Raw genomic sequence first — 23,539 nt, forward strand, 5'->3', positions numbered from 1 at the left:
TGAAGCGATGAGTGTCATCGACAAACGTGAACGCGACCGCGACCGCATCGCGGGCTTCGCGACGCTGCTCGAGCGGTTTCCCGAGCAGCGCTGCGCGGCCGGCGCGGCGGGCACGATCGGCTACCGCGCGGCCGGCGCAGGCGAGGCCGGCGCGCAGCATGCGGGCCGCGCCTTGGCCGGCCGCGCGCACCCCGTCGTGCTGCTGCACGGCATCGGCTCGGGCGCCGCGTCGTGGGTGCGTCAGCTCGATGCGCTCGGCGCTTCGCGGCGCGTGTTCGCATGGGACGCGCCCGGCTACGGCGCGTCGACGCCGGTGCGCGGCGCATCGCCTGCCGCCGCCGATTACGCGGCGTCGCTCGGCGCGTGGCTCGATGCGCTCGGCATCGACCGCTGCGTGCTGGTCGGCCATTCGCTCGGCGCGATCATCGCGGGCGGCTTCGCCCGCGTGATGCCGGAGCGCGTCGCCGGGCTGCTGCTGATCTCGCCCGCGGGCGGCTACGGCAGCGCGCCGGCCGAGACCCGCGCGTCGCGCCGCGACGCGCGGCTCGCGATGCTCGACGAACTCGGTCCCGCCGGGCTTGCGGCGCAGCGCGGCGGCAACATGCTGTCCGGCTTTGCGAGCGAGGACGCGCGCGCCTGGGTGCGCTGGAACATGGCGCGCATCGTGCCGGCCGGCTACGCGCAGGCGACGCATCTGCTCGCGAACGCCGATCTCGCGTCCGATCTCGCGGGCTTTCGCGGCCGCACGGCGGTGGCGGTCGGCGCGAACGACGCGATCACGCCGCCCGCCGCGTGCGAGCGGATCGCGGCGGCCGCGCACGTCGGGCTGCAGGTGATTCCGCAGGCCGGGCATGCGGGTTACGTGGAAGCGCCGGCCGTCTATTCCGCGCTGATCGACGCGTTCTGTCGTCAGTGCGACCTGCAGCGGGGGCTGGCATGAGCGAACCGCTTCTGAATGAAAACGACGCCGCGAAGGGCGACGCGAACTACGTGGTGCCCGGCCTCGAGCGGGGCTTGAGGATTCTCGCGGAGTTCTCGCCGCGCGAGCCGGTGCTCGGCGCGCCGGAGCTGTCGAAGCGGCTCGGCATTCCGCGCACGACGGTGTTCCGCCTGCTGCAGACGCTCGAATCGCTCGGCTTCCTCGAGCGCGCGGACAAGGACCGCAACTACAAGCTCGGCATCGCGGTGCTGCGGCTGGGCTTCGAATACCTGAGCTCGCTCGAGCTGACCGATCTCGGCTTGCCCGTGATCGAAAGCCTGCGCGACGCGACCGGGTTCACGACGCACATCGTGATCCGCGACGGCCGCGACGTGGTGTTCGTCGCGAAGGCGCAGAGCCAGGCGCCGGTGTTCAGCTCGATCCGGGTGAACGTCGGCACGCGGCTGCCCGCGCACGCGACCACGCACGGCCACGTGCTGATGGGCGACCTGTCGCTGGGCGAGCTGCGCGCGCTGTATCCGGAAGGCACGCTGCAGCGGATGACGCAGGCGACGCCGGACACGGTCGACGCGCTGTACGGCGTGATCCGCGAGGATGCATTGCGCGGCTACGGCGTCAGCAACTCGTCGTTCGAGCGCGGCATCTCGGTCGTCACCGCGCCGGTGCGCAACGACACGCAGAAGATCGTCGCGTGCATCACGGTGACGGTGCCGCGTCCGGAGATCGATGCGGCGCTGATCGCGGACGGCCTGGTCGACAAGGTGCAGCGCGCGGCGGCCGAGCTGTCGCGGCGGCTCAACTACCGCTCGGACGACGAGCACACGTTTCTGAAGGCTTTGGGGTTGTGATGATCCAGATCGATTTGACCGGACAGGTTGTGGTGGTGACGGGCGGCTCGTCCGGCATCGGGCTCGCGACGGCCGAACGGTTCCTGCAGGCGGGCGCGTCGGTCGCGATCTGCGGCCGGGACGGTGAGCGGCTTGCGCGCGCCGAAGCCGGGCTGCAAGCGAAGTACCCGGGCGCGCAGCTGCTCGCCGAACGTTGCAACGTGCTCGACGAAGGCGACGTCGCCGGCTTCGCGCAGGCCGTGTCCGCGCGCTTCGGCCGCGCCGACATGCTGATCAACAACGCGGGGCAGGGCCGCGTGTCGACCTTCGCCGATACGGCCGACGACGCGTGGCGCGACGAGCTCGAACTGAAGTACTTCAGCATCATCCGCCCGACCCGCGCGTTCCTGCCGATGCTGCGCGACGCCGCCGCGCCGAGCATCACCTGCGTGAACTCGCTGCTCGCACTGCAGCCGGAGCCGCACATGGTCGCGACGTCGTCGGCGCGCGCGGGCGTGCTGAGCCTCGTGAAGTCGCTCGCGAACGAGCTTGCGCCGCAGCGCATCCGCGTCAACTCGATCCTGATCGGCATCGTCGAGTCGGGCCAGTGGCGCCGCCGCTACGAAGCGCAGGCGCAGTCCGGCGAAAGCTGGGAAGCGTGGACGGGTGCGCTCGCCCGCAACAAGCACATTCCGCTGAACCGCTTCGGCCGGCCCGACGAGGCCGCCTGGGCACTCTTTTATCTCGCAACGCATCTGTCGTCCTATACGACGGGCAGCCATATCGACGTTTCTGGAGGCTTTGCACGCCATGTCTAACAAAATCACGGTTGGCGAGCTGATTGCCGCCTTTCTCGAGCAGTGCGGCGTGAAGACCGCGTTCGGGGTCATCTCGATCCACAACATGCCGATCCTCGACGCGATCAACTCGCGCGGCAACATCCGCTACGTCGGCGCGCGCGGCGAAGCCGGCGCGGTCAACATGGCCGACGGCCTCGCCCGCGTATCGGGCGGCCTCGGCGTCGCGTTCACGAGCACCGGCACGGCGGCCGGCAACGCGGCCGGCGCGATGGTCGAGGCGCTGACCGCCGGCACCGCGCTCCTGCACATCACCGGCCAGATCGAGACGCCGTACCTGGATCAGGATCTCGCGTACATCCACGAAGCGCCGGACCAGCTGACGATGCTGGGCGCGATCTCGAAGGCCGCATTCCGCGTGCGCACCGTCGAGACCGTGCTGCCGACGATCCGCGAAGCGGTGCGCATCGCGCAGACCGCGCCGACGGGCCCGGTGTCGGTCGAGATCCCGATCGACATCCAGGCCGCCGAAATCGACTGGCCCGAAGACCTCGCGCCCGCGCATGTCGCCGTGCGCGAGCACGACGACGCGCGTGTCGCGAAGCTCGCCGACGCGCTCGCGAACAAGCGCCGCCCGTTGCTGTGGCTCGGCGGCGGCGCGCGCCACGCGCGTGCGGAAGTCGAACGCCTCGTGAAGCTCGGCTTCGGCGTCGTGACGAGCGTGCAGGGCCGCGGCGTGCTGCCTGAAGACCATCCGGCGACGCTCGGCGCGTTCAACGTGCATGCGGCGGTCGAAGCGTTCTACAAGACCTGCGACGCGCTCGTCGTCGTCGGCTCGCGCCTGCGCGGCAACGAGACGCTGAAGTACAAGCTCGCGCTGCCGCAGCCGCTGTTCCGCGTCGACGCCGACGCGCTCGCGGACAACCGCGGCTATCGCAACGACCTGTTCATCCACGGCGATTCGAAGCGCGTGCTCGGCGAGCTGGCCGACCGTCTCGAAGGACGCCTGAACGTCGATCCGCAATTCGCGGCGGATCTGGCGGCGGCGCGCGAGCAGGCGGTCGCCGACGTCGCGAAGGGCCTCGGGCCCTACAAGCAGCTCGTCGATACGCTGCAGGCCGCGGTCGGCCGCGACTACAACTGGGTGCGCGACGTGACGATCTCGAACAGCACGTGGGGCAACCGGCTGCTGCAGATCTTCGAGCCGCGCGCGGGCGTGCATGCGCTCGGCGGCGGCATCGGCCAGGGGATGCAGATGGGGATCGGCGCGGCGCTCGCGGGCGCGGCGGCGAAGACGGTCTGCCTCGTCGGCGACGGCGGGCTGATGGTCAACGTCGGCGAACTCGCGACCGCCGTGCAGGAAAACGCGAACGTGATGATCGTGCTGATGAACGACCAGTGCTACGGCGTGATCCGCAACATCCAGGACGCGCACTACGGCGGCCGCCGCTGCTTCGTCGAGCTGCACCAGCCGGATTTCGCGCAGTTCTGCGCGAGCCTCGGCCTCACGCACTACCGGATCACGTCGCTCGACCAGGCCGAAGGCGTCGTGCGCGACGGCCTCGCGAAGCAAGGCCCGGTGCTCGTCGAAGTGGACATGCTGTCGGTCGGCTCGTTCGCGTCGGCGTTCGCGGGCCCGCCCGTCAAGAAGGAAGCGCCCGAGGAGCGTCAATATGCGTAACGAACACGGACGGGCGCACGCACACGGGCATGCGCCCGTCGACGTCGCGATGATCGGCTTCGGCGCGATCGGCGCGGCCGTCTATCACGCGGTCGAGCACGACGCGTCGCTGCGCGTCGCGCACGTGATCGTGCCCGAGCATCAGCGCGACGCGGTGCAGGGCGCGCTCGGCGGCGCGGTCGAGGTCGTGTCGTCGGTCGGTGCGCTCGCGCATCGCCCCGAGTTCGCGCTCGAATGCGCGGGCCACAGCGCGCTCGTCGATCACGTCGTGCCGCTGCTGAAGGCGGGCACCGATTGCGCGGTCGCGTCGATCGGCGCGCTGTCGGATCTCGCGCTGCTCGACGCGCTGTCGCAGGCGGCCGACGCAGGCAACGCGACGCTGACGCTGCTGTCCGGCGCGATCGGCGGGATCGACGCGCTGGCCGCCGCGAGGCAGGGCGGCCTCGACGAGGTGCTGTACGTCGGCCGCAAGCCGCCGCTCGGCTGGCTCGGCACGCCGGCCGAGGCACTGTGCGACCTGCATGCGATGACCGAAGAACGGGTGATCTTCGAAGGCACCGCGCGCGACGCGGCGCGGCTGTACCCGAAGAACGCGAATGTCGCGGCGACCGTCGCGCTCGCGGGGCTCGGCCTCGACCAGACGCACGTGCGCCTGATCGCCGATCCGGCCGTGACGCGCAACGTGCACCGGATCATCGCGCGCGGCGCGTTCGGCGAGATGTCGCTCGAGATGAGCGGCAAGCCGCTGCCCGACAACCCGAAGACTTCCGCGCTGACGGCGTTCAGCGCGATCCGCGCGCTGCGCAACCGCGCGGCCCGCTGCGTGATCTGAACCGGCCGAGGACGCTCCCGACATGACTGCATTCGATTCCACGCTCGTGCCGAACGGCGAGATTCTCGTCGGCGGCGAATGGCGCAACGGCCGCGGCGCGAAGACGCCGAACTTCTATCCGGCCGACCAGTCGCTGAACACCGACATCCACATGGCCGACGCGGCCGATGCGAACGAAGCCGTCGAGGCCGCCGACGCCGCATGGCGCAAGGCCGACTGGGCCGGCCTCAAGCCGCACCAGCGCGCGACGGTGCTGTACCGCATCTCCGAGCTGATCAACGCGAACCACGAAGGGCTCGCGCAGCTGCAGCGCCGCGACAACGGCAAGCCGATCAACGAGACGCGCGCGCTCGTGACGAGCGCGGCGAACACGTTCCGCTACTTCGCCGCGTGCGCGGAGACGATGGAGGAGGAGCTGACGCCGTCGCGCGGCGATTTCCTGACGATGAGCGTGCACGAGCCGCTCGGCGTCGTCGCGGCGATCACGCCCTGGAATTCGCCGATCGCGTCCGACGCGCAGAAGCTCGGCCCCGCGCTGGCCGCCGGCAACGCGGTCGTGCTGAAGCCGGCCGAAGTGACGCCGCTCGCATCGCTCGCGCTTGCGCGTCTCGTCGAGCAGGCCGGCGTGCCGCGCGGCGTCGTGTCGGTGATTCCCGGCAAGGGCTCGGTGGTCGGCGACGTGCTGGTGCGCCATCCGCGCGTGAAAAAGGTGTCGTTCACCGGCGGCACCGAAGTCGGCCGCGGCATTGCACGCGTCGCCGCCGACAAGCTGATGCCGCTGTCGCTCGAGCTCGGCGGCAAGTCGCCGACGATCGTGTTCGACGACGCCGATCTCGATCACGCGGTCAACGGCGTGCTGTACGGGATCTTCAGCTCGTCGGGCGAATCGTGCATCGCCGGTTCGCGGCTGTTCGTGCAGCGCGGGATCTACGACGCGTTCGTGTCCCGGCTCGTCGAAGGCGCGCGCAAGCTGCGCGTCGGCGATCCGGCGAGCGAGCGCACGCAGATGGGCCCGCTGATCACCGGCCAGCATCGCGAGTCGATCGAGCGCTACGTCGCGCTCGGCCGCGACGAGGGCGGCCGCGTGCTGTGCGGCGGCGAGCGTCCGGCGGGCGACGGCCGCGAGCATGGCTTCTTCTACCTGCCGACGATCCTCGACGGCCTGACCAATCGCGCGCGCATCTGTCAGGAAGAGATTTTCGGGCCGGTGCTCGTCGTGCTGCCGTTCGACGACGAGGCATCGCTGATCGCCGAAGCGAACGACAGCGTGTTCGGCCTCGCGGCCGGCATCTGGACCCGCGACTACAAGCGCGCGTGGCGGATCGGCCGCGCGCTGGAGACGGGCACCGTGTGGATCAACACGTACAAGCAGTTCTCGATCTCGACGCCGTTCGCCGGCTGGAAGGACAGCGGGATGGGCCGCGAGAAAGGGCGCCTCGGCATCCGCGAGTACATGCTGCAGAAGAGCATGTACTGGGGCTTGAACGACGCGCCGCTGCCGTGGGCGAACTGAGCGAAGGGGAATGACGCAATGAGCATTTTGGGCATCGAGCAGATCACGTACGGCGTCGACGACCTGGCGACCTGCCGGCGCTTCTTCGCCGACTGGGGGCTCAAGGAAGTCGCGCACGACGACACGCGCGCGCGTTTCGAGACGATGAACGGCTGCACCGTGCTGGTCGTCAAGGCGGACGATCCGGCGTTGCCGCCCGCGTTCGAAGCGGGCCCGACGCTGCGCGAAGTGACGTGGGGCGTCGCGACGGCCGCGGAACTCGACGCGCTGCGCGGCAGGCTCGCGGGCCAGCCCGGCTACTACGCGCACGACGACGCGGTCGGCTGCATCGATCCGAACGGGATGGCGATCCGCGTCGAAGTCACGCGCAAGCGCGCGCTCGACGTGAAGGGCTCGCTGTCGAACGTGTGGGGCGAGACGCTGCGCGTCGATACGCCGAGCACGATCTACGAGCGCGCGGAGCCGGTCGAGGTCGGCCACGTGGTGTTCTTCACGAACGCGCTCGACGCGCAGGAGACGTTCTATCACGAGCTGCTCGGCTTCGAGACGTCGGATCGCTACCCGGGCCGCGGCGCGTTCATGCGCTGCGCGCCGCACGGCGGCCATCACGACCTGTTCCTGCTCGCGCTGCCTACGGGCAAGCGCGGCCTGAACCACGTCGCGTTCACGGTGCGCGACATCCACGAGGTGTTCGGCGGCGGGATGCACATCGACCGCTGCGGCTGGGCGACCCAGCTCGGGCCGGGCCGGCATCCGGTGTCGTCCGCGTACTTCTGGTACTTCCAGAACCCGGCCGGCGGCCTGATCGAGTACTACGCGGACGAAGACGTGCTGACGCCCGACTGGCAGCCGCGCGAGTTCGAGCCGGGCCCGACCGTGTTCGCCGAATGGGCGGTCGACGGCGGCCTCGACGGCAACACGCGCCGCCAGAAGCATGCGAAGGCGCCGGAAGGCAAGTTCATGACGGAGCGCAAATCATGACTGACGCAACGAACGAAGCCGGCGCGGTGCGGACCGTCGTCGTGATCGGCGGCGGGCAGGCCGCCGGCTGGGTGCTCAAGACGCTGCGCGCGGAAGGCTTCGCGGGGCGGCTCGTGATGATCGCCGACGAGCCGCACCTGCCGTACGAACGCCCGCCGCTGTCGAAGGCGGTGCTCGCCGGCGACGCGCACATCGAGACCGTGCGCGTCGTGCATCCCGATGAATTCGCATCGCTGAACATCGACGCGTGGCAGCCGGAGCGAGCGGCGTCGATCGACCGCGCGCGCCGCGTCGTGCGCACCGAAAGCGGCCGCGAGGTCGAATACGACCGCCTCGTGATCGCGACCGGCGGCACGTCGCGCCGCTTGCCGGCATCGCTGGTCAGAACTGCAAACCTGCATTACCTGCGCACGCTCGACGACGCGGCCGCGCTCGGCGAGAAGCTGCGCGCGAGCCGGCGCGTGCTCGTGATCGGCGGCGGCTGGATCGGGCTCGAAGTCGCGGCGACCGCGCGCAAGCTCGGCGTCGAGGCCGTCGTCGTCGAAGGCGCGCCGCGCCTGTGCGGGCGCTCGGTGCCGCAGCTCGTGTCCGACTTCCTGCTCGACCTGCATGGCTCGAACGGCGTTGACGTGCGCCTCGGCGCATCGCTCGTGTCGCTCGACGCGCAGCCTGGCGACGCGTCGAGGGTGCGCGCGACGCTCGCGGACGGCACGACGATCGACGCCGATTTCGCGGTGGCCGGGATCGGCCTTGCGCTGAACGCGTCGCTCGCGACCGACGCGGGGCTTGCGGTCGACGACGGCATCGTCGTCGACGAATTCGGGATGACGAGCGACGCGGCCGTGTTCGCGTGCGGCGACGTCGCGAACCACCACAACGGCTGGCTCAAGCGCCGCGTGCGGCTCGAATCGTGGGCGAACGCGCAGAACCAGGCGATCGCGGCCGCGAAGGCGGTGCTCGGCGTGCGCGCGCCGTACGCGGAGATTCCGTGGTTCTGGTCCGATCAGTACGACGTGAACCTGCAGATCCTCGGCGATCTGCCGGCCGATGCGCAGCTCGTCGTGCGCGGCGAGCTCGCCGCGCGGCGCGCAACGCTGTTTTTCGTGGGCGACGGGCATGTGAGAGGTGTCATCGCCATCAACAACGCGCGCGAGCTGAAGCTCGCGCGCAAGTGGATGAACCAGGGCCGGGCAGTGGACACGGAAGCCCTGGCGGACACGAGCAAGGCACTGGCCTGACCGGGCGAAGAGACAAAGGAGACACCCCGCATGAGCACTTTCGACAACGTCGTGGCCGGCCGGGCCGCGATGGACACGGCCGCCGCCACGCCCGGCGCGATCATCGCGCGGCTGGAGCGGCTTCCCGCCAACGCGATGCAGATCCGCGCGCGCGTGCTGATCGGCGCCGCGACGTTCTTCGACGGCTTCGACGTGATCACGATCGCCGCGACGCTGCCGCTGCTGATTCACAAGTGGGGGCTGTCGCCGAACCAGGTCGGCCTGCTGATCGCGTCCGGCGCGATCGGCCAGCTGATCGGCGCGTTCCTGTTTCCCGCGCTCGCGGAGAAGCACGGGCGCGTGAAGGCGATCGCGTGGAGCTCGGCCGTGATCGGCGTGACGAGCATCGCGTGCGGCTTCGCGCCGACGTTCGAGGTGTTCGTGCTGTTGCGCATCCTGCAGGGGCTCGGCCTCGGCGGCGAGCTGCCGGTCGCGGCGACCTACATCAACGAGATCACGCACGCGCATGGCCGCGGCCGTTTCGTGCTGCTGTACGAGATCGTGTTCCCGATCGGCCTGCTCGTGTCGATGGCGCTCGGCGCGTGGCTCGTGCCGCGCTTCGGCTGGGAGATCATGTATTTCGTCGGCGGCATGCCGCTCGTGCTCGCGCTCGTGCTCACCCGTCTCGTGCCGGAATCGCCGCGCTGGCTCGCGTCGCGCGGGCGGCTGCCGGAAGCGGGGCAGGCGCTCGGCGTGTTCGAGGCGTCGGTGAAGGGGCCGCTGCCGCCCCCGCCCGTGATGCAGGCCGCCGCATTCGACGAGATGGTGCGCCAGCATCCGAAGCGACGCATGATCGACCTGTTCAGCGCCGCGTACCGGAAGCGCACGCTCGCGGTCGCGACGCTGTGGGCGACCTGCGGCTTCATCCAGTACGGGCTGTCGACGTGGCTGCCGACGATCTACAAGAACTTCTATCACGCGCCGCTGCAGCTCGCGCTGAATCTCGCGGTGATCGGCTCGGTGATGGGCGTGCTCGGCTCGCTCGCGTCCGCGCTGCTCGTCGACCGGCTCGGCCGCAAGCCGGTGATCGTCTGGTCGTTCGTGCTGTGCGCGCTGTCGCTTGCGCTGGCGGGCGTCTATCACGCGGCGTCGGTGTATGTCGTCGCGACGTTCTGCTCGCTGTCGCTCGGGTTGATGGCGTCGGGGTTCATCACCGCGTATGTGTATACGCCGGAGCAGTATCCGACCAGCATCCGCGCATCGGGATGCGGCCTCGGCAGCGCGTGGCTGAAGATCGCGTCGTTCGTCGCGCCGATGGTGGTGCCGCACGCGATCATCGGCGGGAACCTGAGCCCCGCGTTCTACCTGCTGGGCGTGGTGCCGCTGATCGCGGCGGTCACCGTGCATTTCGTCGGGATCGAGACGAGGGGGAAGGTGCTGGAGGCGCTGGAGGCGTAGGCGTGGGGAAATCGGCCAAGCGGGGCGGCGCGGAGGATCCCGCGCCGACGTGTTCCGGCGCGGGTCGAGCGCTCGCAGGAATGGAACCTGTCCGCACGGTTGCGGGCCGGGCTGGAACTTTGACAGGTAAGAATCCGGAATGCGGAAATAATCGGGAATTATTACAATCCTGTCATTGTTAACGGTTTGCTTTCAATAAGTGGGGTGATAATTTCAATTCTCCTTTAAACGGAAATCGATAAATAGAAAAAGGAGAAGATGAATGAATGGAGTAATACGACAGGGCTTGATCGTCGTCAGTGCATGCTGGCCGTTATTCATGTCTTCGGCGCATGCGGGGGGCGCGCCCGACGTGTCGCCCATTTGCACGTCGGTATTCCAGGAGACGAGCGACAACTCCCTGCTCAGTCGCGGTTCGCATTGCCAGAAATCGGAATCCTTCGAGCGGGTGCTGATCGGCGACGACAACAGCGAGACCGGCCGGGTCCGCATCGACGCCTACACCTATTCGGATAATCCGCTCAACCAGTTGTCGTGGCAGGTCCGATTCCGGTTCCGCACGACGACCCTGTCCGGCAATGGCGGCGGATTGCAGATCAAGCCGGTCATCGAATGCGGGTCGCAGTGCACCGTGTCGCCGAGCGCCGGCGTAGGCCTCATGCCGGGCGGCCTCTCCGGCGAAACGATCGTCACCATCACGCCGAACATGAACGCGGGCAATCCGCTGTATGTGCGCCCGTATGTGGAGTACCGGATCGTGAAGACCGGCGACTCGTTCGAGAACGGCTCGAGCCTGACCACGCATTCGGGCATGAGCTACGTGCCCGAGTTGCGCTGCGACGTCGGCCTCGCGAAAAGCGGCACGCAGGGATGCATCTACTGGAAGGCGCCGGCGGTGATGCGCTCGGTCAAGACCCACAACCCGGATGTCGACGAATCCGCGACGCACATCAAGGAGGCGCAGGCGCAGGGGCTGCCGGGCAACTTCGTGCCGCGTGACGACGGTACGATCCTGCCGGGATCGGACTCGCGGGCGCTGTCGCGCACCCGCGACGCAACGCTGCGCGCCAATAATCGCGATGCCTCCAAGAATCAGTGCATTGCGCAGTACGGCCGGGTCACCGGACAATGCACGTTCACCGGCGATCCCGAAGAAACACCGAGCGATTGCGATTGCGACGAGTATCCGTTCGCGGCAACCAACCAGGGCGCGGCGAGCGGCAGGTTCTCGGTCAAGCGCATCGACGCCAGCGACAATCGTCGCGCCGGCGCGTTCCTCGGCAATTTCTTCAGTTCGCAGCGCGTGCTGGACGGCGACGAATTCTATGTCGACGTCGAACCGGGCGGTGCTGCGTCCACGTCGAAGCGGCGCTGATTCGCGACGCCGCACCTGAGCGACCGCGCGCATCGTCGGGCTGCTTGCCGACGATGCGCGCGCCCGTAGTGTATTGACATGACGATGACGAACGACCTTTTACCGATGCCGGCATGGTTGGCCGACGCCTATCGCCGTTGCGCCGACGCCGTGCCGGGCGGCATGCGCGTGGAGACCGTGCCGGTCGAGCACGCGTGCGGACGCGTGCTCGCGCAGGCCGTGACCGCGCCCGAGGCGCTGCCGCGGCTTGCGCTCGCGGCGATCGAAGGCTATGCGCTGCGCGCGGGCGACGCGGCACACGCATCGCCCGCGCGGCCGGCGAAGCTGAATGTGCGCCTGCAATATCCGATCCTGATCCATCGCGGCGGCGATCCGGCGGCGCGCGCGCTGTCGGCGGGCGATGCCGAATGGCTGCCGGCGCTCGCGCCGTTGCCGGCGCATGCGGACACCGTGGTGCCGCGCTCGCGCAATCGCGCGCCCGACGGGCAGCAGCACGCGCGCCTCGACCTTGACGCGCCGCCGGTCGAAGGAGAGGGCGTGATCGCGCGTGGCGCGGATTACGCATGTGATGCGCTGTTGCTCGACAAGGGGCAGCGCATTGGCGCGGAACAGCAGGCGCTGCTGATCGCCGCCGGCGTGCGTGCCGTCGAGGTCAGCCGGCGGCCGCGCGTGTGCGTGGTCGTCGCGAGCTACGATCTCGTGCCGTCCGCTTGTGAGCGGCAGCCGTGGCAGCGTCCCGACGCGAACGGCCCCTATCTGTGCGCGCTCCTGAAGCAGTGGGGCTGCGACGCGTCGCTCGACTATGTCGCTCCGCCCGACATGACCTTGCCTCCGCTGCAATCCCGCGATGCCGAGCTGGCGTTTCGCCGCGAGCTTGCCGCGCTCGCGCAGCGCTACGACCTGCTGGTCGGCACCGGGGTGCTGGCGGATGATCCGCACCAGAATGCCGCACTGAACCGGTTGCCGGTGTTTCCGATCGACGAGGCGCGCGTGACGCTGCGGCAGGTGCATGGCGCGCGCTTCAATTTCGGCCGCAGCGAGGATCGTTCGCCGGCGCAGCGCCGGACGTTCGAGTTGACCGATGCGGCGGGCCGGCCGCGCGGGTCGCGCGTCGTCACCTATTTCGACCAGGCGACGCTCGTCAACCTGCCGGGCTATCCCGGCGACGTCGCGATCCTCGCGCACACGATCCTGCGGCGGGTGATCGATCTGCTGGAATTTGCCGACATGCCGGGACCGTACTGGGAGACGGGCGTACTCGGCGCACCGACGTCGCGCGATCCGGCGCGGCATGACCTGCGCTGGGCGACGCTCGCGGCGGGTGTGGCGGGCGAACCGGTCGTGACGCCGCTCGCGGGCGAACGGGCCGACGCGCTCGGCGCGCTCGCCGGAGCCGATGCGCTCGTCGCGATCGAGTCGGGGGCGACGCCGCTGGCAGCGGGCTCGCCGGTACTGTTCATGCGGCTCGACCAGCCGCGTCGGCCGGTGCGCGCTGCGGCGGACGACGCGCACGCGGCTCGATCTCCAGCGGTGGATGCATCGCCCGCGGCAGCCCTTGATGCAACGCGAGAGGATGCGGCAAGTGCGGCCGTCGCCTCCTCGCCGGACGACACGATCGCGGCGGCCTGGGCGCGTCTCGACGCATGGCGGCGCACGCTGCCGGCCGATGCGCCCGAACCGTTCCGCGGGCCGGCGAGCGACGACGATCTGCGCGCGCTCGAGGCGGGGCTGGGCGTCGCGTTGCCGGAGGCGTGGCGCGCGAGCCTGCGGTTGCACGACGGACAGGAAGCCGGGCGCACCGAGCCGTTTGCCGGCGAGACGCTGCTGTCCGCGCGGCAGATCCTCGCGCAGTGGTCCATCTGGCGCGAGCTGGTCGTGCGCGGCGATCTGGCGGACTGCGAGGGCGAGCCGGAGCCGGGCATTCGCGGCGACTGGTACAACCTGAAATGGATCCCGCTCACGCACAACGGCAGCGGCGATCATCTGTGCGTCGATCTCGATCCGGACGAGGGCGGCCGGATCGGCCAGGTGATCCGGGTGTGGCACGACAGTCCCGAGCGCGAGCACGTGGCGGCGGGCGTGGGCGAATGGCTGGCGCGCGCGGTGCCCGGATGACGCGTGCCTGAGGCCGGAGGCGCAAGCGCGATGCGGTGAGCGGGGCTCCGGGCGATAATCGGCATCCTGCTCTTGACCATCTGCACCCGTGACTACACCTGCCTTTGCACCTTTTCAAGATCTGGCCATGACCTTGATGGGCCACTGGAACGAGGCCAATGGCGACGGCTCGCATGACACTTCGCATTTGCAACGCGTCTGGAAGAACGCGGCGGCTATCCATGCCGAGGAGGGCGGCGATGCCGACGTGTTGTTGGCGGCGACGCTGCTGCACGACTGTGTGGCGGTAGAGAAAGATTCTCCGCTTCGAACGCAGGCATCGCGGCTATCGGCGGAAAAGGCCACGCAAGTGCTGAAGTCCCTGGGGTGGCCGGAGGCGAAGATCCAGGCTGTGGCGCATGCAGTCGAGGCGCATAGTTTTTCGGCCGGCGTCGTGCCGGTGACATTGGAAGCAAAGACGCTGCAGGATGCCGACCGACTCGATGCGATCGGAATGCTGGGGGTTGCACGTTGCTTTTATGTCGCCGGCCGGATGGGCAGCGCGTTGTATGACCCCGTTGATCCGCACGCTTTGGACCGGGAGCTCGACGACACCCGATTCGCAATCGATCACTTCCATACGAAACTGCTGAAGCTGGCGTCCGGTTTTCAAACCGTCACCGGCGCCCGTTTGGCCAAACTTCGCCACGATCGATTACGGCGATTTCTCGACGAACTCGCCGACGAAATTTGATTCGGTTGGCAGGACTCGACGGGAGTGTCAGGACGCGGGTTCGTGGCAAACCACTTCGATGTTGTGCCCGTCCGGCCGACGTGCCCGCGCCGGTCACCGCGCGACGGCGATTCGCCGGGCCGATGCGTTCACGTCGAAGTTACCGAATTCGTTTCCGGGCTGTTCAAAGCGGCCCAAGCCCCGACATCAGGTGCGATTGATCGATACCCCTCCATCAACCAGCAGCGCCCCGCCGGTCATGAATGAAGAGGCGCTGGAAGCCATGTAGAGGACCGACTGCGCAAGTTCCTCCGGCGTAGCAATACGTTTGAGCGCGTGTAGTCCCGCCACATGAGCCATTGCTTCGGGCGACGCGCTCATTGCGCGCCCCATCGGGGTGTCGACTCCACCGGGAAGGATGGCGTTGACGCGAATGGCCTTCGGTCCAAACTCCGCAGCGAGTGACTGGGTCAACCCGATCAATCCTGCCTTGCTGGCAGCGTAGGCTGCGACGCCGGGGAAGCCGACAGTGTACCCAACAAAAGTCGAGGTAAAGATGAGGCTTCCGGAGCCACGAAGCATCATCGCGGGGATCTGATGCTTCGCGCCGAGGAACGCGCTTGTGAGATTGGTGTCGATCGTCTCGCGCCAACCCGTCTCGGATATTTGCGGCGTGGGGCCCATTTCGCCAAGCGTCCCCGCGTTGTTGAACGCTATGTCCAGGCCACCGAAGCGGTCAACGGCCGTCTGGACGAGCGTCCGCGCATATGTCTCGTCCCTGGCGTCGCCCGCGACGCATATCGCCGTTCCTTTATGTGCAGTGATTTCACTCACAAGGCTTTCCAACTCGGCCTTGCGACGGGCGCCAACTACCACCGCTGCGCCCTCGCGAGCGAACAGCAACGCGGTCGCGCGTCCAATTCCGGAACTGGCGCCGGTGATGATGGCGACCTTGTTTGCAAGCGCGTTCATTGTCTTTTCTCATGTTCGGATTGATCAGCGGTTAGTCTGGTCGCATCTCGACGCGCGAGCGTTCCGTTTCTTGCTATTGAATTCGGGCGGAATTTTCTATGGTTAGCTGCTCGCCAGGAAAGCGGAAAAGTAAGCGTCAACACAAGGCCGTCCGGACTTCGAGTGGTAAAGAGCAAAGACGCTTGCGCTCGCGGGGGACCATGGGCTTGATCCGCACATCCTGGGTCCGCGCCCAAAGGCGGCCGCCTACGCTATAGCTCGTTCCATCAAGATGACATCACCGGTGAATCTCGGATTGCCTGTTCGACGCAGGACTTCGAAACCCTCACGTTGCCAGAACGCGAAAGCTCTCGGATTCGTCGATATGACGGCTAGCTGCGTCTTCGAGCAATTCCAGCCTCGCGCCATTTCCTCGATCAGGCTCAACGCGATCTTTCCAAAGCCTCGACTCTGATGTGCTTCCGAGAAGAGCAGTAATCCAATGAATGCACAGTCGCTCGCGGGATACGATCGAATCACGTCAGCGCAGCCCACCATGCCGGTGTCGACATAGAATCCAATCGTGAATTTGTCTGTCGCCTCCTTTCCAACGGGCAGACCGTTGAAAAAGTCATCGACATCTGCTTCGGAGGGTGGGCGACCTTCGACCAGACGAGTGTACGAAGGCGCTTCCATAAAGATGCGCAAAACATCGACTGAATCGGCTGCCGAATCTCGAGTGATGGTACGAATGGTAAGCATAAGAGCCCTGGAAATGACTGATCGCTGCTAATTCTGGACTGCCGTGCGGTCATGCTTCTTGTTCGACGTGTAGCATCGTACGCCCATCATCGCAATGGCGCGTCAGCGCCTCCCGGCGATTGAGCGCATAGAGAATTGCCTTGCTCGTATCGGACTTGCGTGAGAGCGTCGCGAGCACCTTGCTCAGCCAGGCATGGAGCTGATCGACCAACGGCATGGCGTGCGCCCGGCGATAGGCCCGACGTTCATCGGGAGGCTTGCCACGGATGGGCTCTTCGATTTTATGGATTGCCCCGATTCGCTCAAGCGCTTCGGTATTGAAGGCGTTCGGCCGAGCCGCGTGAAGTTCGTCGATCTGTCGTCGCGCATGCGCCCGGCAAGCCGCTTCCAATACGCGCCCCGTGTCGTATATCGGTCGATGCCCGCTGTAGGCATCGACTTGCAGCGTGCCAACAAACGACTCGAGATGTTGCTGCGGATGACTGCCCTTGCGGTCAGGCGTATCGGCGAACCATACGCCAGCCGGCGTTGCATCGCCCGACGGGCGATCATCGCGCACATACGTCCATAGCTTCGTCGGCGTGCAGATCCTCCAAGCGTAGCTCGAGTGGCTCAATCTGGCGATCCGGCTTCTCCGATCTACGGCCAAACTGCGCCGCTGCCTACCAGCGGACCGCAAACCGCCAGCCTGTTCCAGGGCCGGCGTTACTCATCCCCACGAATCAGGGTTGACGTTTGCCGCGGCCAACAGCGGGTTTGCCAGCCGGCTTACGTGTACCCGCAGCTGGCTTGCCGGCGGGTTTGCTGCGTGGCTTTTGCACGCTGAATGGGCTACCGCTGGACAAACTGGTGCCTTTGCCTGCGGCTGCAGCGTGCTGCGTCGCAGGCTTGCGCTTGTTTTCGCCACTTTGCGGACGCGGTTTTTTGCCGGGCACCTGCATGGCGCCCGACGCAGCTTGCGGCACTTTGGGCTTCTTGGGCTTTTTGGGTTTCTTGATGATCTGGCCCGTTGCGCTGGTTTGCGGCACGCGGTGTTCGGCTTCAAAGCCCGGCTCTTCTTCACGGGGCAGCGTTTGCCGGATCAGCGCTTCAATCGCGGCCAGTTGCGGCGCTTCATCGGCACACACGAGGGACACCGCCACGCCGCTGGCGCCCGCGCGGCCGGTACGGCCAATACGGTGCACATAGTCTTGCGCGACGATCGGCAGATCAACGTTGATCACCAGCGGCAGGTCGTCGATATCCAGCCCGCGCGCAGCCACGTCGGTGGCTACCAGCATCTGTACTTCGCCCGTCTTGAAGCGCTCCAGTGCACGCAGGCGCGCGGGTTGCGGTTTGTCGCCGTGGATGGTGTCGACCGCATAGCCCGCTTCATCCAGCATGGCCGCCAGGTAATCCACGCCTTTGCGGGTTTTGACGAACACCAGCGCGTGCTCCCAGTTGTTCTCGGCCACAAGGTGCATGAAGAGGTCAGGCTTGTTCCTTTTATCCACCGGCACCACCCACTGCTTGATCTTGCTGGCCGTGGCATTGGGCGGGCTGACGCTGATATTGACCGGGCCGCGCAGAATGCCCGCCGCCATGGCGCGGATATCATCGGTAAACGTGGCAGAGAACAGCAGAGTCTGGCGCTGGGCGGGCAACGCGGCAAAGACGGAGTTGAGTTCTTGCGCAAAGCCCAGATCCAGCATGCGGTCGGCTTCATCCAGCACCAGCGTTTGTACTTGATCAAACTGCACTGCGTTCTGGCGATTGAGATCCAGCAAACGGCCCGGCGTGGCAACGAGCACATCCACGCCCTTGCGCAGCTTCATCATCTGCGGGTTGATGCTCACACCGCCGTAGGCGGCCAGAAATCGCAAGTCGAGGCCCTTGCCGTAAGCGATAAAGCTTTGCAGCACTTGTTCGGCCAGTTCACGCGTGGGCACCAGCACCAGAACGCGCGCGCGGTTGCTGGACACCGCCGGGCCGTGTTGCACCAGCCGTTGCAGCAGCGGCAGCGCAAAACCCGCCGTCTTGCCGGTGCCGGTCTGTGCCGCAGCCATGACGTCCTTGCCACCGAGCACAGCGGGAATCGCCTTGGCCTGCACCGGCGTAGGTGTCTGGTAATTGAGGTCCTGCACATTACGCAGCAAGGGATCGATCAGGCCAAGCGAGGCAAAAGACATGGGCGTATTCCGGGCTAAAACCGCAATTCTAGCGGGTACCGCGCTGATTGCGCCGCGCACAGCAATGGTCAGAAAGATCGACGTTGATGGCCACTGAAAAACGTAGCGGTGCCGCGCGCCGTGCGCCGCGCATCCAGCTACGTGCGCACCTGCATCGCCACCAACTGCCCGAAACAAGGTTCGTCGTGGATCGACGGGGCGCTGGATTTACCCGATTAACGAGACCTGAGTCCAGTTCCGAGAGGGGCCTCACTCATGTGGCAAGTACGCTCGAACGCATTAAAGAATGCCAATTTCACGACGATAACCAATCGTCCAGTACTCTTTTTGTCGACACGCAATGATGCCGGCCAGACTGATGATTCATCCGATCATGCCCGAGCGCCGTGTGAAACACGGTTTCAACTGGGGTGCCCTGTTATTCGGCACGATGTGGGCATACTCGGAAGGACTGATCGTTCTAGGAGGCCGGTTGATTGCAGTCGATGCAGCCATCGGCCTGCTTGGCATGCGCGGCCACGCGCCCCTTTTGATTCCGGCCTTGCTGTTGCTCGTTGCGAAAAACGGCTACTGTGCGTGCCAAGGCAACAATTGGGTGTACCGGGACTTGCAGCGTCAAGGATACCGCGCTATCCAATAGCGATGTATTCGCAGTGCGGTGGCGCGCCATTTCGCGTTTGACCACGATCCCGATGATACGCAACGTGTATTAAATTCACGCAAAGCCTATCGCATTCGGAGACGACCATGTCCGCAGGCGCCCCTGATTCCGGTGTCTCGAAGTGTCCCTTCCACGACGCGGCGCCTGCCGCGCCTGCCGCGCCCGGCGGCTGCCCGGTGAGCGCGCGCGCCGCCGCGTTCGACCCGTTCGGGGACGGCTACCAGCAGGACCCGCCCGACTACGTGCGCTGGGCCCGCGAGCAGGAGCCGGTGTTCTACAGCCCCGGGCTCGGCTATTGGGTGGTCACGCGCTACGACGACATCAAGGCAATCTTTCGCGACAATCTCACGTTCAGCCCGTCGATCGCGCTCGAGAAAATCACGCCGACCGGCCCCGAAGCGAACGCGGTGCTGGCGTCGTACGGCTACGCGATGAATCGCACGCTCGTGAACGAAGACGAGCCCGCGCACATGCCGCGCCGGCGCGCGTTGATGGACCCGTTCACGCCCGACGCGCTCAAGCACCACGAGCCGATGGTGCGCGAGCTCGCGCGCAAGTACGTGGATCGCTTCATCGACGACGGCCGCGCCGACCTCGTCGACCAGATGCTGTGGGAAGTCCCGCTGACGGTGGCGCTGCATTTTCTCGGCGTGCCGGAAGAGGACATGGACACGCTGCGCGCGTATTCGATCGCGCATACGGTGAACACCTGGGGCCGCCCGAAGCCGGACGAGCAGGTCGCGGTCGCGCACGCGGTCGGCAAGTTCTGGCAGTACGCGGGCAAGGTGCTCGACAGGATGCGCGCGGACCCGTCCGGCCCGGGCTGGATGCAGTACGGCATCCGCAAGCAGCAGGCGCTGCCCGACGTCGTCACCGATTCCTATCTGCATTCGATGATGATGGCCGGCATCGTCGCCGCGCACGAGACGACGGCCAACGCGAGCGCCAATGCGATGAAGCTGCTGCTGCAGCACCGCCACGCGTGGCGCGACATCTGCGAGGACCCGGGCCTCATTCCGAACGCGGTCGAGGAATGCCTGCGTCACAACGGATCGGTCGCCGCGTGGCGCCGGCTCGCGACGAAGGACGTCACGATCGGCGGCGTCGACATCCCGGCGGGCTCGAAGCTGCTGATCGTGACGTCGTCGGCCAATCATGACGAGCGCCAGTTCGCGGATGCCGATCTCTTCGACATCCGCCGCGAGAACGCCGGCGACCAGCTCACGTTCGGCTACGGCTCGCATCAGTGCCTGGGCAAGAACCTGGCGCGCATGGAGATGCAGGTCTTCCTCGACGAGTTCACGCGCAGGCTGCCGCACATGCGGCTGGCCGAGCAGCGCTTCACGTATGTGCCGAACACGTCGTTTCGCGGGCCGGAGCATCTCCTCGTCGAATGGGACCCGGCGCAGAACCCCGAGCGCCACGATGCGTCGGTGCTGACGCCGCGCGCGGCGGTGCGGATCGGCGAGCCGTCGTCGCATGCGGTGAGCCGCGCGGTGACGGTCGAGCGCGTGTCGGCGTGCGCGGACCGGATCGTGCGGATCAGGCTCGCATCCACCGACGGCAAGCCGTTGCCGCGCTGGACGCCGGGGGCGCACATCGACGTGCTCTGCGGCGACACCGGGCTGTCGCGCCAGTATTCGCTTTGCGGCGATCCGGCCGATCGCGGCGCGTTCGAGATCGCGGTGCTGCGAGAGCCGGAGAGCCGCGGCGGATCGGCGTGGATTCATGCGAGCATCAACGCCGGCGATGTGCTGAAGATTCGCGGCCCGCGCAATCACTTCCGCTTCGCCGGCGACGTGCGCAGGGCGATCTTCGTCGCGGGCGGCATCGGCATCACGCCGATCAGCGCGATGGCGCGCGAGGCAAGGGCCCGCGGCATCGACTACGCGATTCATTACAGCGGGCCGCGCCGCGCGTCGATGGCGCTGCTCGACGAGCTGGCCGCGCTGCATGGCGAGCGTCTTCATGTGCATGTATCGGAAGAAGGCTCGCGGAACGATTTCGCGTCGCTGTTCGCGCAACCCGACGCACAGACGCGCATTTATGCGTGCGGCCCGGCGCGGATGCTCGAAGCGCTCGAAGAGCGCTGCGCGCACTGGCCGGAAGACGCGCTGCGCGTCGAGCATTTCGCGGCGACGAAGTCGGCCGTCGATCCGTCGAAGGAACTGCCGTTCGAGATCGAACTGAAGGACTCGGGGCTGGTGATTCCGGTCGCCGCCGATCAGACGGTGCTCGCGGCGCTGCAGCAGGCGAACATCGACGTGCAAAGCGATTGCGGGGAAGGTCTGTGCGGCTCGTGCGAGGTTCGGGTGCTGGCGGGCAGGGTGGACCATCGCGACAGCGTGCTCACGCGCGCGGAACGCGAAGCGCACGACCGCATGATGACCTGCTGTTCGCGCGCGTGCGGCGGCGAACGGCTGGTGCTCGAACGGTAGGCGCGCAGGCCGGCTTGCGTGGACTGAGTGGCGGAATGCAGGCTGGAGCCGGGCAGCTCACGGCCTGACCCACGCCGCGCGCCGATTCGCTATCCTTTACGCAGATCACGGACACCCTCCAGCGCCGCGCCATACCGCCAATTTTCTGTAACACTACGACCGTGCGATACAGGATGCGGTGAGAACTGACCAGCAGAAGACCGTTACGTCAATTTACTAATTCATGATGCATCGATCTGACATTGTCAATTATCAAGGCGCATTGAGTTCGGCAGGCGCGGAACTTGTCCGGATGGCCAAACTGCCTTCGGGCATCGTCCTTGCCGAATGGTCCGGGAGCAATACGTACACGGCATATGAAGCGTCGCCCGAGAACGTGCTGAGCGTCTACCTCTCCAAAGGGGAGAATTGTAGCCAGATCCGGGGGAGTCGCGCGGTGCGGCGGGGCTTCAAGGACGCGATCTGCCTCTTTCCGGCCGGAGACGGCCGCTCTCAGTGGCGTATCAACGGACGTCTCAACTTCCTGCACCTGTATTTCGATCCTGGCCGCTTTGAGACCAGCCTTCTTTCGTCCATTGGCGGTGACGCACGGATGTCCCGGTTCCGGGAAGCCTTCCAGGAGGCATCGCCAGTCATCAGTACGGCGGCGCGCAGCGTCGCGCATGCCGACTGGACCGATTCATCGATGATGCTTGGACTCGACGGAGTCGTGAGCTGGATCCTGTTGAACGTGGTCAAGACGTATTCGTCGGCCGGGCTGGAGCCGCACGGCCGTGCCGAGCACGGCCGCTTTACGCCACGGCAGCGCGCCCTGATTCGAGACTGGCTTGCCGACAACCTGTCGGAGGTTGTACGCCTTGAGCAGCTCGCATCGCTGGTGAACATCAGCCGCTATCACTTCCTGAGGAAATTCTCGCGGACATTCGGTCAGTCCCCCCATGCGATGCTCACGCAGATGCGTATGCAGCGCGCATGCGAACTGCTCACCTCGTCCGATCTCAAGATTTCGATGATTGCGCTGGAATGTGGATACGGTCAGCACAGCCATTTCACTACGGCGTTCAAACGCCACTTCGGCCATGCGCCAAGTCAGGTTCGCGAGCGCTAGGTCGCCTCTGGCGGCGACGCGGCTTGCGCGTCGGCGATCAACGTCCGGATATCCGGCGTACGCAATTTCCGGTGCGACAGCGCGGGTACGCCGAAATGCGCCGCGAGCCGTTTCACCTGCTGCTTGTAGCTACCCTTGAGATTGTCGTGAAACGCAACGGCGTCGACGCCGCCCTTGATCGAGGCCACGCATGCGATCAGGTCGTCGAGCCGCTCCGCGCTGTCGTATTGATGCGCGACAAGCCAATGATTCGGCAGGATGTGCGAGAGCGCGATCGGCTGGCTTTCGCCGTACTCGAGCATCAACTGCGTGAATGCCGGCTCGAAATGGATGCCGCCCACGCAAAGCAGCGAGATCGCCTCGGCGCGAGGCGTGACCGGTTCGTCGCAGAGCGCGACGACGGCGCGTGCCAGCACGTGTGCGGCGAGCCGGTTTGACCAGGCGTCGGGCGTACTGCCGATCTCGAGATCGATCACGGGCGGCGCAATCGCGCGCACGAGCTCGCCGGGCTGCGAGCCGAACAGCGTGCCGGACCAGTGCGTCGCTTCCATCCAGGTCGAGAATGCGTCGAGCCCGCCTTGCCGGCGTTCCCGCTCGACCGCGCGAAACAGTGCCCGCGTGAAGCCGGGGTCGACGGCGCTGAAAGCGCCGCTCGCCATGTCGCCGGTGGTCTGGATCGTGAAAATGTTGTCGGGTGCGCGATCGCCTTCGTGCCAGTTGACCACGATGATGGTTTCGGCGTTCGGATACGCATCGGCGACGAGCGGGGCGTAGCGTCGATAATCGTGGCTCAGGACCGTGTCGAGTCGCAGTACTTCGAGGTGGCGCGTACCACCTTGCGCGCGAAGTGCGGGACGGCCATCCACGGTGACGCCACTCTCGGCAAACGTGATCGTGCGCTCGAGCGCGGCCAGTACCGAAGGGGCGACGGGGTCGAGACGATCGTCGACGCACATGGCGAGGACAACGGTCGGAAGGGCAGGTTCGTGCATATGGGGCAAGA

The 23,539-nt window shown here is 66.8% G+C and carries 20 protein-coding genes and 1 pseudogene; 15 read left to right on the forward strand and 6 right to left on the reverse strand.

Annotated features, from left to right (window positions below):
* The first annotated feature begins 7 nt into the window (after positions 1-7).
* The 12 genes from ACFIMZ_RS24665 to ACFIMZ_RS24720 all read left to right on the forward strand — a co-directional run bounded on the left by ACFIMZ_RS24665 (position 8) and on the right by ACFIMZ_RS24720 (position 14,469).
* Entirely contained in the window at positions 8-940 is a 933-nt protein-coding gene (locus tag ACFIMZ_RS24665) for an alpha/beta fold hydrolase (RefSeq protein ID WP_431824905.1), read from the forward strand.
* Positions 937-1,788 carry an IclR family transcriptional regulator gene (locus ACFIMZ_RS24670; protein ID WP_431824906.1) on the forward strand — a complete coding sequence of 284 codons (852 nt, stop codon included), beginning with the start codon at positions 937-939 and terminating at the stop codon, positions 1,786-1,788. The genes ACFIMZ_RS24665 and ACFIMZ_RS24670 overlap by 4 nt, the downstream gene beginning before the upstream one ends.
* Positions 1,788-2,585 carry an SDR family oxidoreductase gene (locus tag ACFIMZ_RS24675; protein WP_431824907.1) on the forward strand — a complete coding sequence of 266 codons (798 nt, stop codon included), beginning with the start codon at positions 1,788-1,790 and terminating at the stop codon, positions 2,583-2,585. The genes ACFIMZ_RS24670 and ACFIMZ_RS24675 overlap by 1 nt, the downstream gene beginning before the upstream one ends.
* Positions 2,578-4,245 (forward strand): thiamine pyrophosphate-binding protein, encoded by a 1,668-nt coding sequence (locus ACFIMZ_RS24680; RefSeq protein ID WP_431824908.1) that lies wholly within the window; start codon positions 2,578-2,580, stop codon positions 4,243-4,245. Before ACFIMZ_RS24675 ends, ACFIMZ_RS24680 begins: the two co-directional genes overlap by 8 nt.
* Positions 4,238-5,077 carry an aspartate dehydrogenase gene (locus ACFIMZ_RS24685; protein WP_431824909.1) on the forward strand — a complete coding sequence of 280 codons (840 nt, stop codon included), beginning with the start codon at positions 4,238-4,240 and terminating at the stop codon, positions 5,075-5,077. The genes ACFIMZ_RS24680 and ACFIMZ_RS24685 overlap by 8 nt, the downstream gene beginning before the upstream one ends.
* A gap of 22 nt (positions 5,078-5,099) precedes the next feature.
* Positions 5,100-6,590 carry an aldehyde dehydrogenase gene (locus ACFIMZ_RS24690; RefSeq protein WP_431824910.1) on the forward strand — a complete coding sequence of 497 codons (1,491 nt, stop codon included), beginning with the start codon at positions 5,100-5,102 and terminating at the stop codon, positions 6,588-6,590.
* Between the two features lie 18 nt (positions 6,591-6,608).
* Positions 6,609-7,571, forward strand: a complete 963-nt coding sequence (locus tag ACFIMZ_RS24695; protein ID WP_431824911.1) for a VOC family protein — start codon at positions 6,609-6,611, stop codon at positions 7,569-7,571.
* Positions 7,568-8,809: an NAD(P)/FAD-dependent oxidoreductase gene (locus ACFIMZ_RS24700; RefSeq protein ID WP_431824912.1), complete on the forward strand. Its 1,242-nt coding sequence runs from the start codon at positions 7,568-7,570 to the stop codon at positions 8,807-8,809. The genes ACFIMZ_RS24695 and ACFIMZ_RS24700 overlap by 4 nt, the downstream gene beginning before the upstream one ends.
* A 30-nt stretch (positions 8,810-8,839) precedes the next feature.
* Positions 8,840-10,246 (forward strand): MFS transporter, encoded by a 1,407-nt coding sequence (locus tag ACFIMZ_RS24705; RefSeq protein ID WP_431824913.1) that lies wholly within the window; start codon positions 8,840-8,842, stop codon positions 10,244-10,246.
* A gap of 319 nt (positions 10,247-10,565) precedes the next feature.
* A complete protein-coding gene (locus tag ACFIMZ_RS24710; protein WP_431824914.1) occupies positions 10,566-11,621 on the forward strand; it encodes a NucA/NucB deoxyribonuclease domain-containing protein in 1,056 nt (351 codons plus the stop codon).
* Between the two features lie 105 nt (positions 11,622-11,726).
* Positions 11,727-13,736: an SMI1/KNR4 family protein gene (locus ACFIMZ_RS24715; protein WP_431824915.1), complete on the forward strand. Its 2,010-nt coding sequence runs from the start codon at positions 11,727-11,729 to the stop codon at positions 13,734-13,736.
* Positions 13,737-13,863: 127 nt separating this feature from the next.
* Positions 13,864-14,469, forward strand: a complete 606-nt coding sequence (locus ACFIMZ_RS24720; RefSeq protein ID WP_431824916.1) for an HD domain-containing protein — start codon at positions 13,864-13,866, stop codon at positions 14,467-14,469.
* A gap of 186 nt (positions 14,470-14,655) precedes the next feature.
* On the opposite strand, the gene ACFIMZ_RS24725 is transcribed toward ACFIMZ_RS24720, so the two are convergent.
* From ACFIMZ_RS24725 to ACFIMZ_RS24745, 5 genes and pseudogenes are all read right to left on the reverse strand, one after another.
* Positions 14,656-15,420, reverse strand: a complete 765-nt coding sequence (locus tag ACFIMZ_RS24725) for an SDR family oxidoreductase (RefSeq protein ID WP_431824917.1) — start codon at positions 15,418-15,420, stop codon at positions 14,656-14,658.
* A gap of 246 nt (positions 15,421-15,666) precedes the next feature.
* A complete protein-coding gene (locus ACFIMZ_RS24730; protein ID WP_431824918.1) occupies positions 15,667-16,161 on the reverse strand; it encodes a GNAT family N-acetyltransferase in 495 nt (164 codons plus the stop codon).
* Between the two features lie 76 nt (positions 16,162-16,237).
* A pseudogene (locus ACFIMZ_RS24735) lies at positions 16,238-16,735 on the reverse strand (IS66 family transposase); the annotation flags it as partial.
* Positions 16,710-16,778, reverse strand: a complete 69-nt coding sequence (locus ACFIMZ_RS24740; RefSeq protein WP_431825358.1) for a hypothetical protein — start codon at positions 16,776-16,778, stop codon at positions 16,710-16,712. The gene ACFIMZ_RS24740 and the pseudogene ACFIMZ_RS24735, both read right to left, overlap by 26 nt.
* A 105-nt stretch (positions 16,779-16,883) precedes the next feature.
* Positions 16,884-18,329, reverse strand: coding sequence for a DEAD/DEAH box helicase (locus ACFIMZ_RS24745; protein WP_431824919.1), 1,446 nt, complete (start codon positions 18,327-18,329; stop codon positions 16,884-16,886).
* Between the two features lie 358 nt (positions 18,330-18,687).
* Between ACFIMZ_RS24745 and ACFIMZ_RS24750 the strand changes: the two genes are divergently transcribed.
* The 3 genes from ACFIMZ_RS24750 to ACFIMZ_RS24760 all read left to right on the forward strand — a co-directional run bounded on the left by ACFIMZ_RS24750 (position 18,688) and on the right by ACFIMZ_RS24760 (position 22,536).
* Positions 18,688-18,969, forward strand: coding sequence for a hypothetical protein (locus tag ACFIMZ_RS24750; RefSeq protein WP_431824920.1), 282 nt, complete (start codon positions 18,688-18,690; stop codon positions 18,967-18,969).
* 107 nt (positions 18,970-19,076) lie between these two features.
* A complete protein-coding gene (locus ACFIMZ_RS24755) occupies positions 19,077-21,428 on the forward strand; it encodes a cytochrome P450/oxidoreductase (RefSeq protein WP_431824921.1) in 2,352 nt (783 codons plus the stop codon).
* A gap of 292 nt (positions 21,429-21,720) precedes the next feature.
* Entirely contained in the window at positions 21,721-22,536 is an 816-nt protein-coding gene (locus tag ACFIMZ_RS24760) for a helix-turn-helix domain-containing protein (protein WP_431824922.1), read from the forward strand.
* On the opposite strand, the gene ACFIMZ_RS24765 is transcribed toward ACFIMZ_RS24760, so the two are convergent.
* Positions 22,533-23,492, reverse strand: coding sequence for a D-aminoacyl-tRNA deacylase (locus ACFIMZ_RS24765; RefSeq protein ID WP_431824923.1), 960 nt, complete (start codon positions 23,490-23,492; stop codon positions 22,533-22,535). The genes ACFIMZ_RS24760 and ACFIMZ_RS24765 overlap by 4 nt on opposite strands.
* Between the last annotated feature and the right edge of the window lie 47 nt (positions 23,493-23,539).

The sequence above is a fragment of the Burkholderia sp. F1 genome, assembly GCF_050813845.1.
In the GTDB taxonomy this organism is placed as follows: Bacteria; Pseudomonadota; Gammaproteobacteria; order Burkholderiales; family Burkholderiaceae; genus Burkholderia; species Burkholderia ubonensis.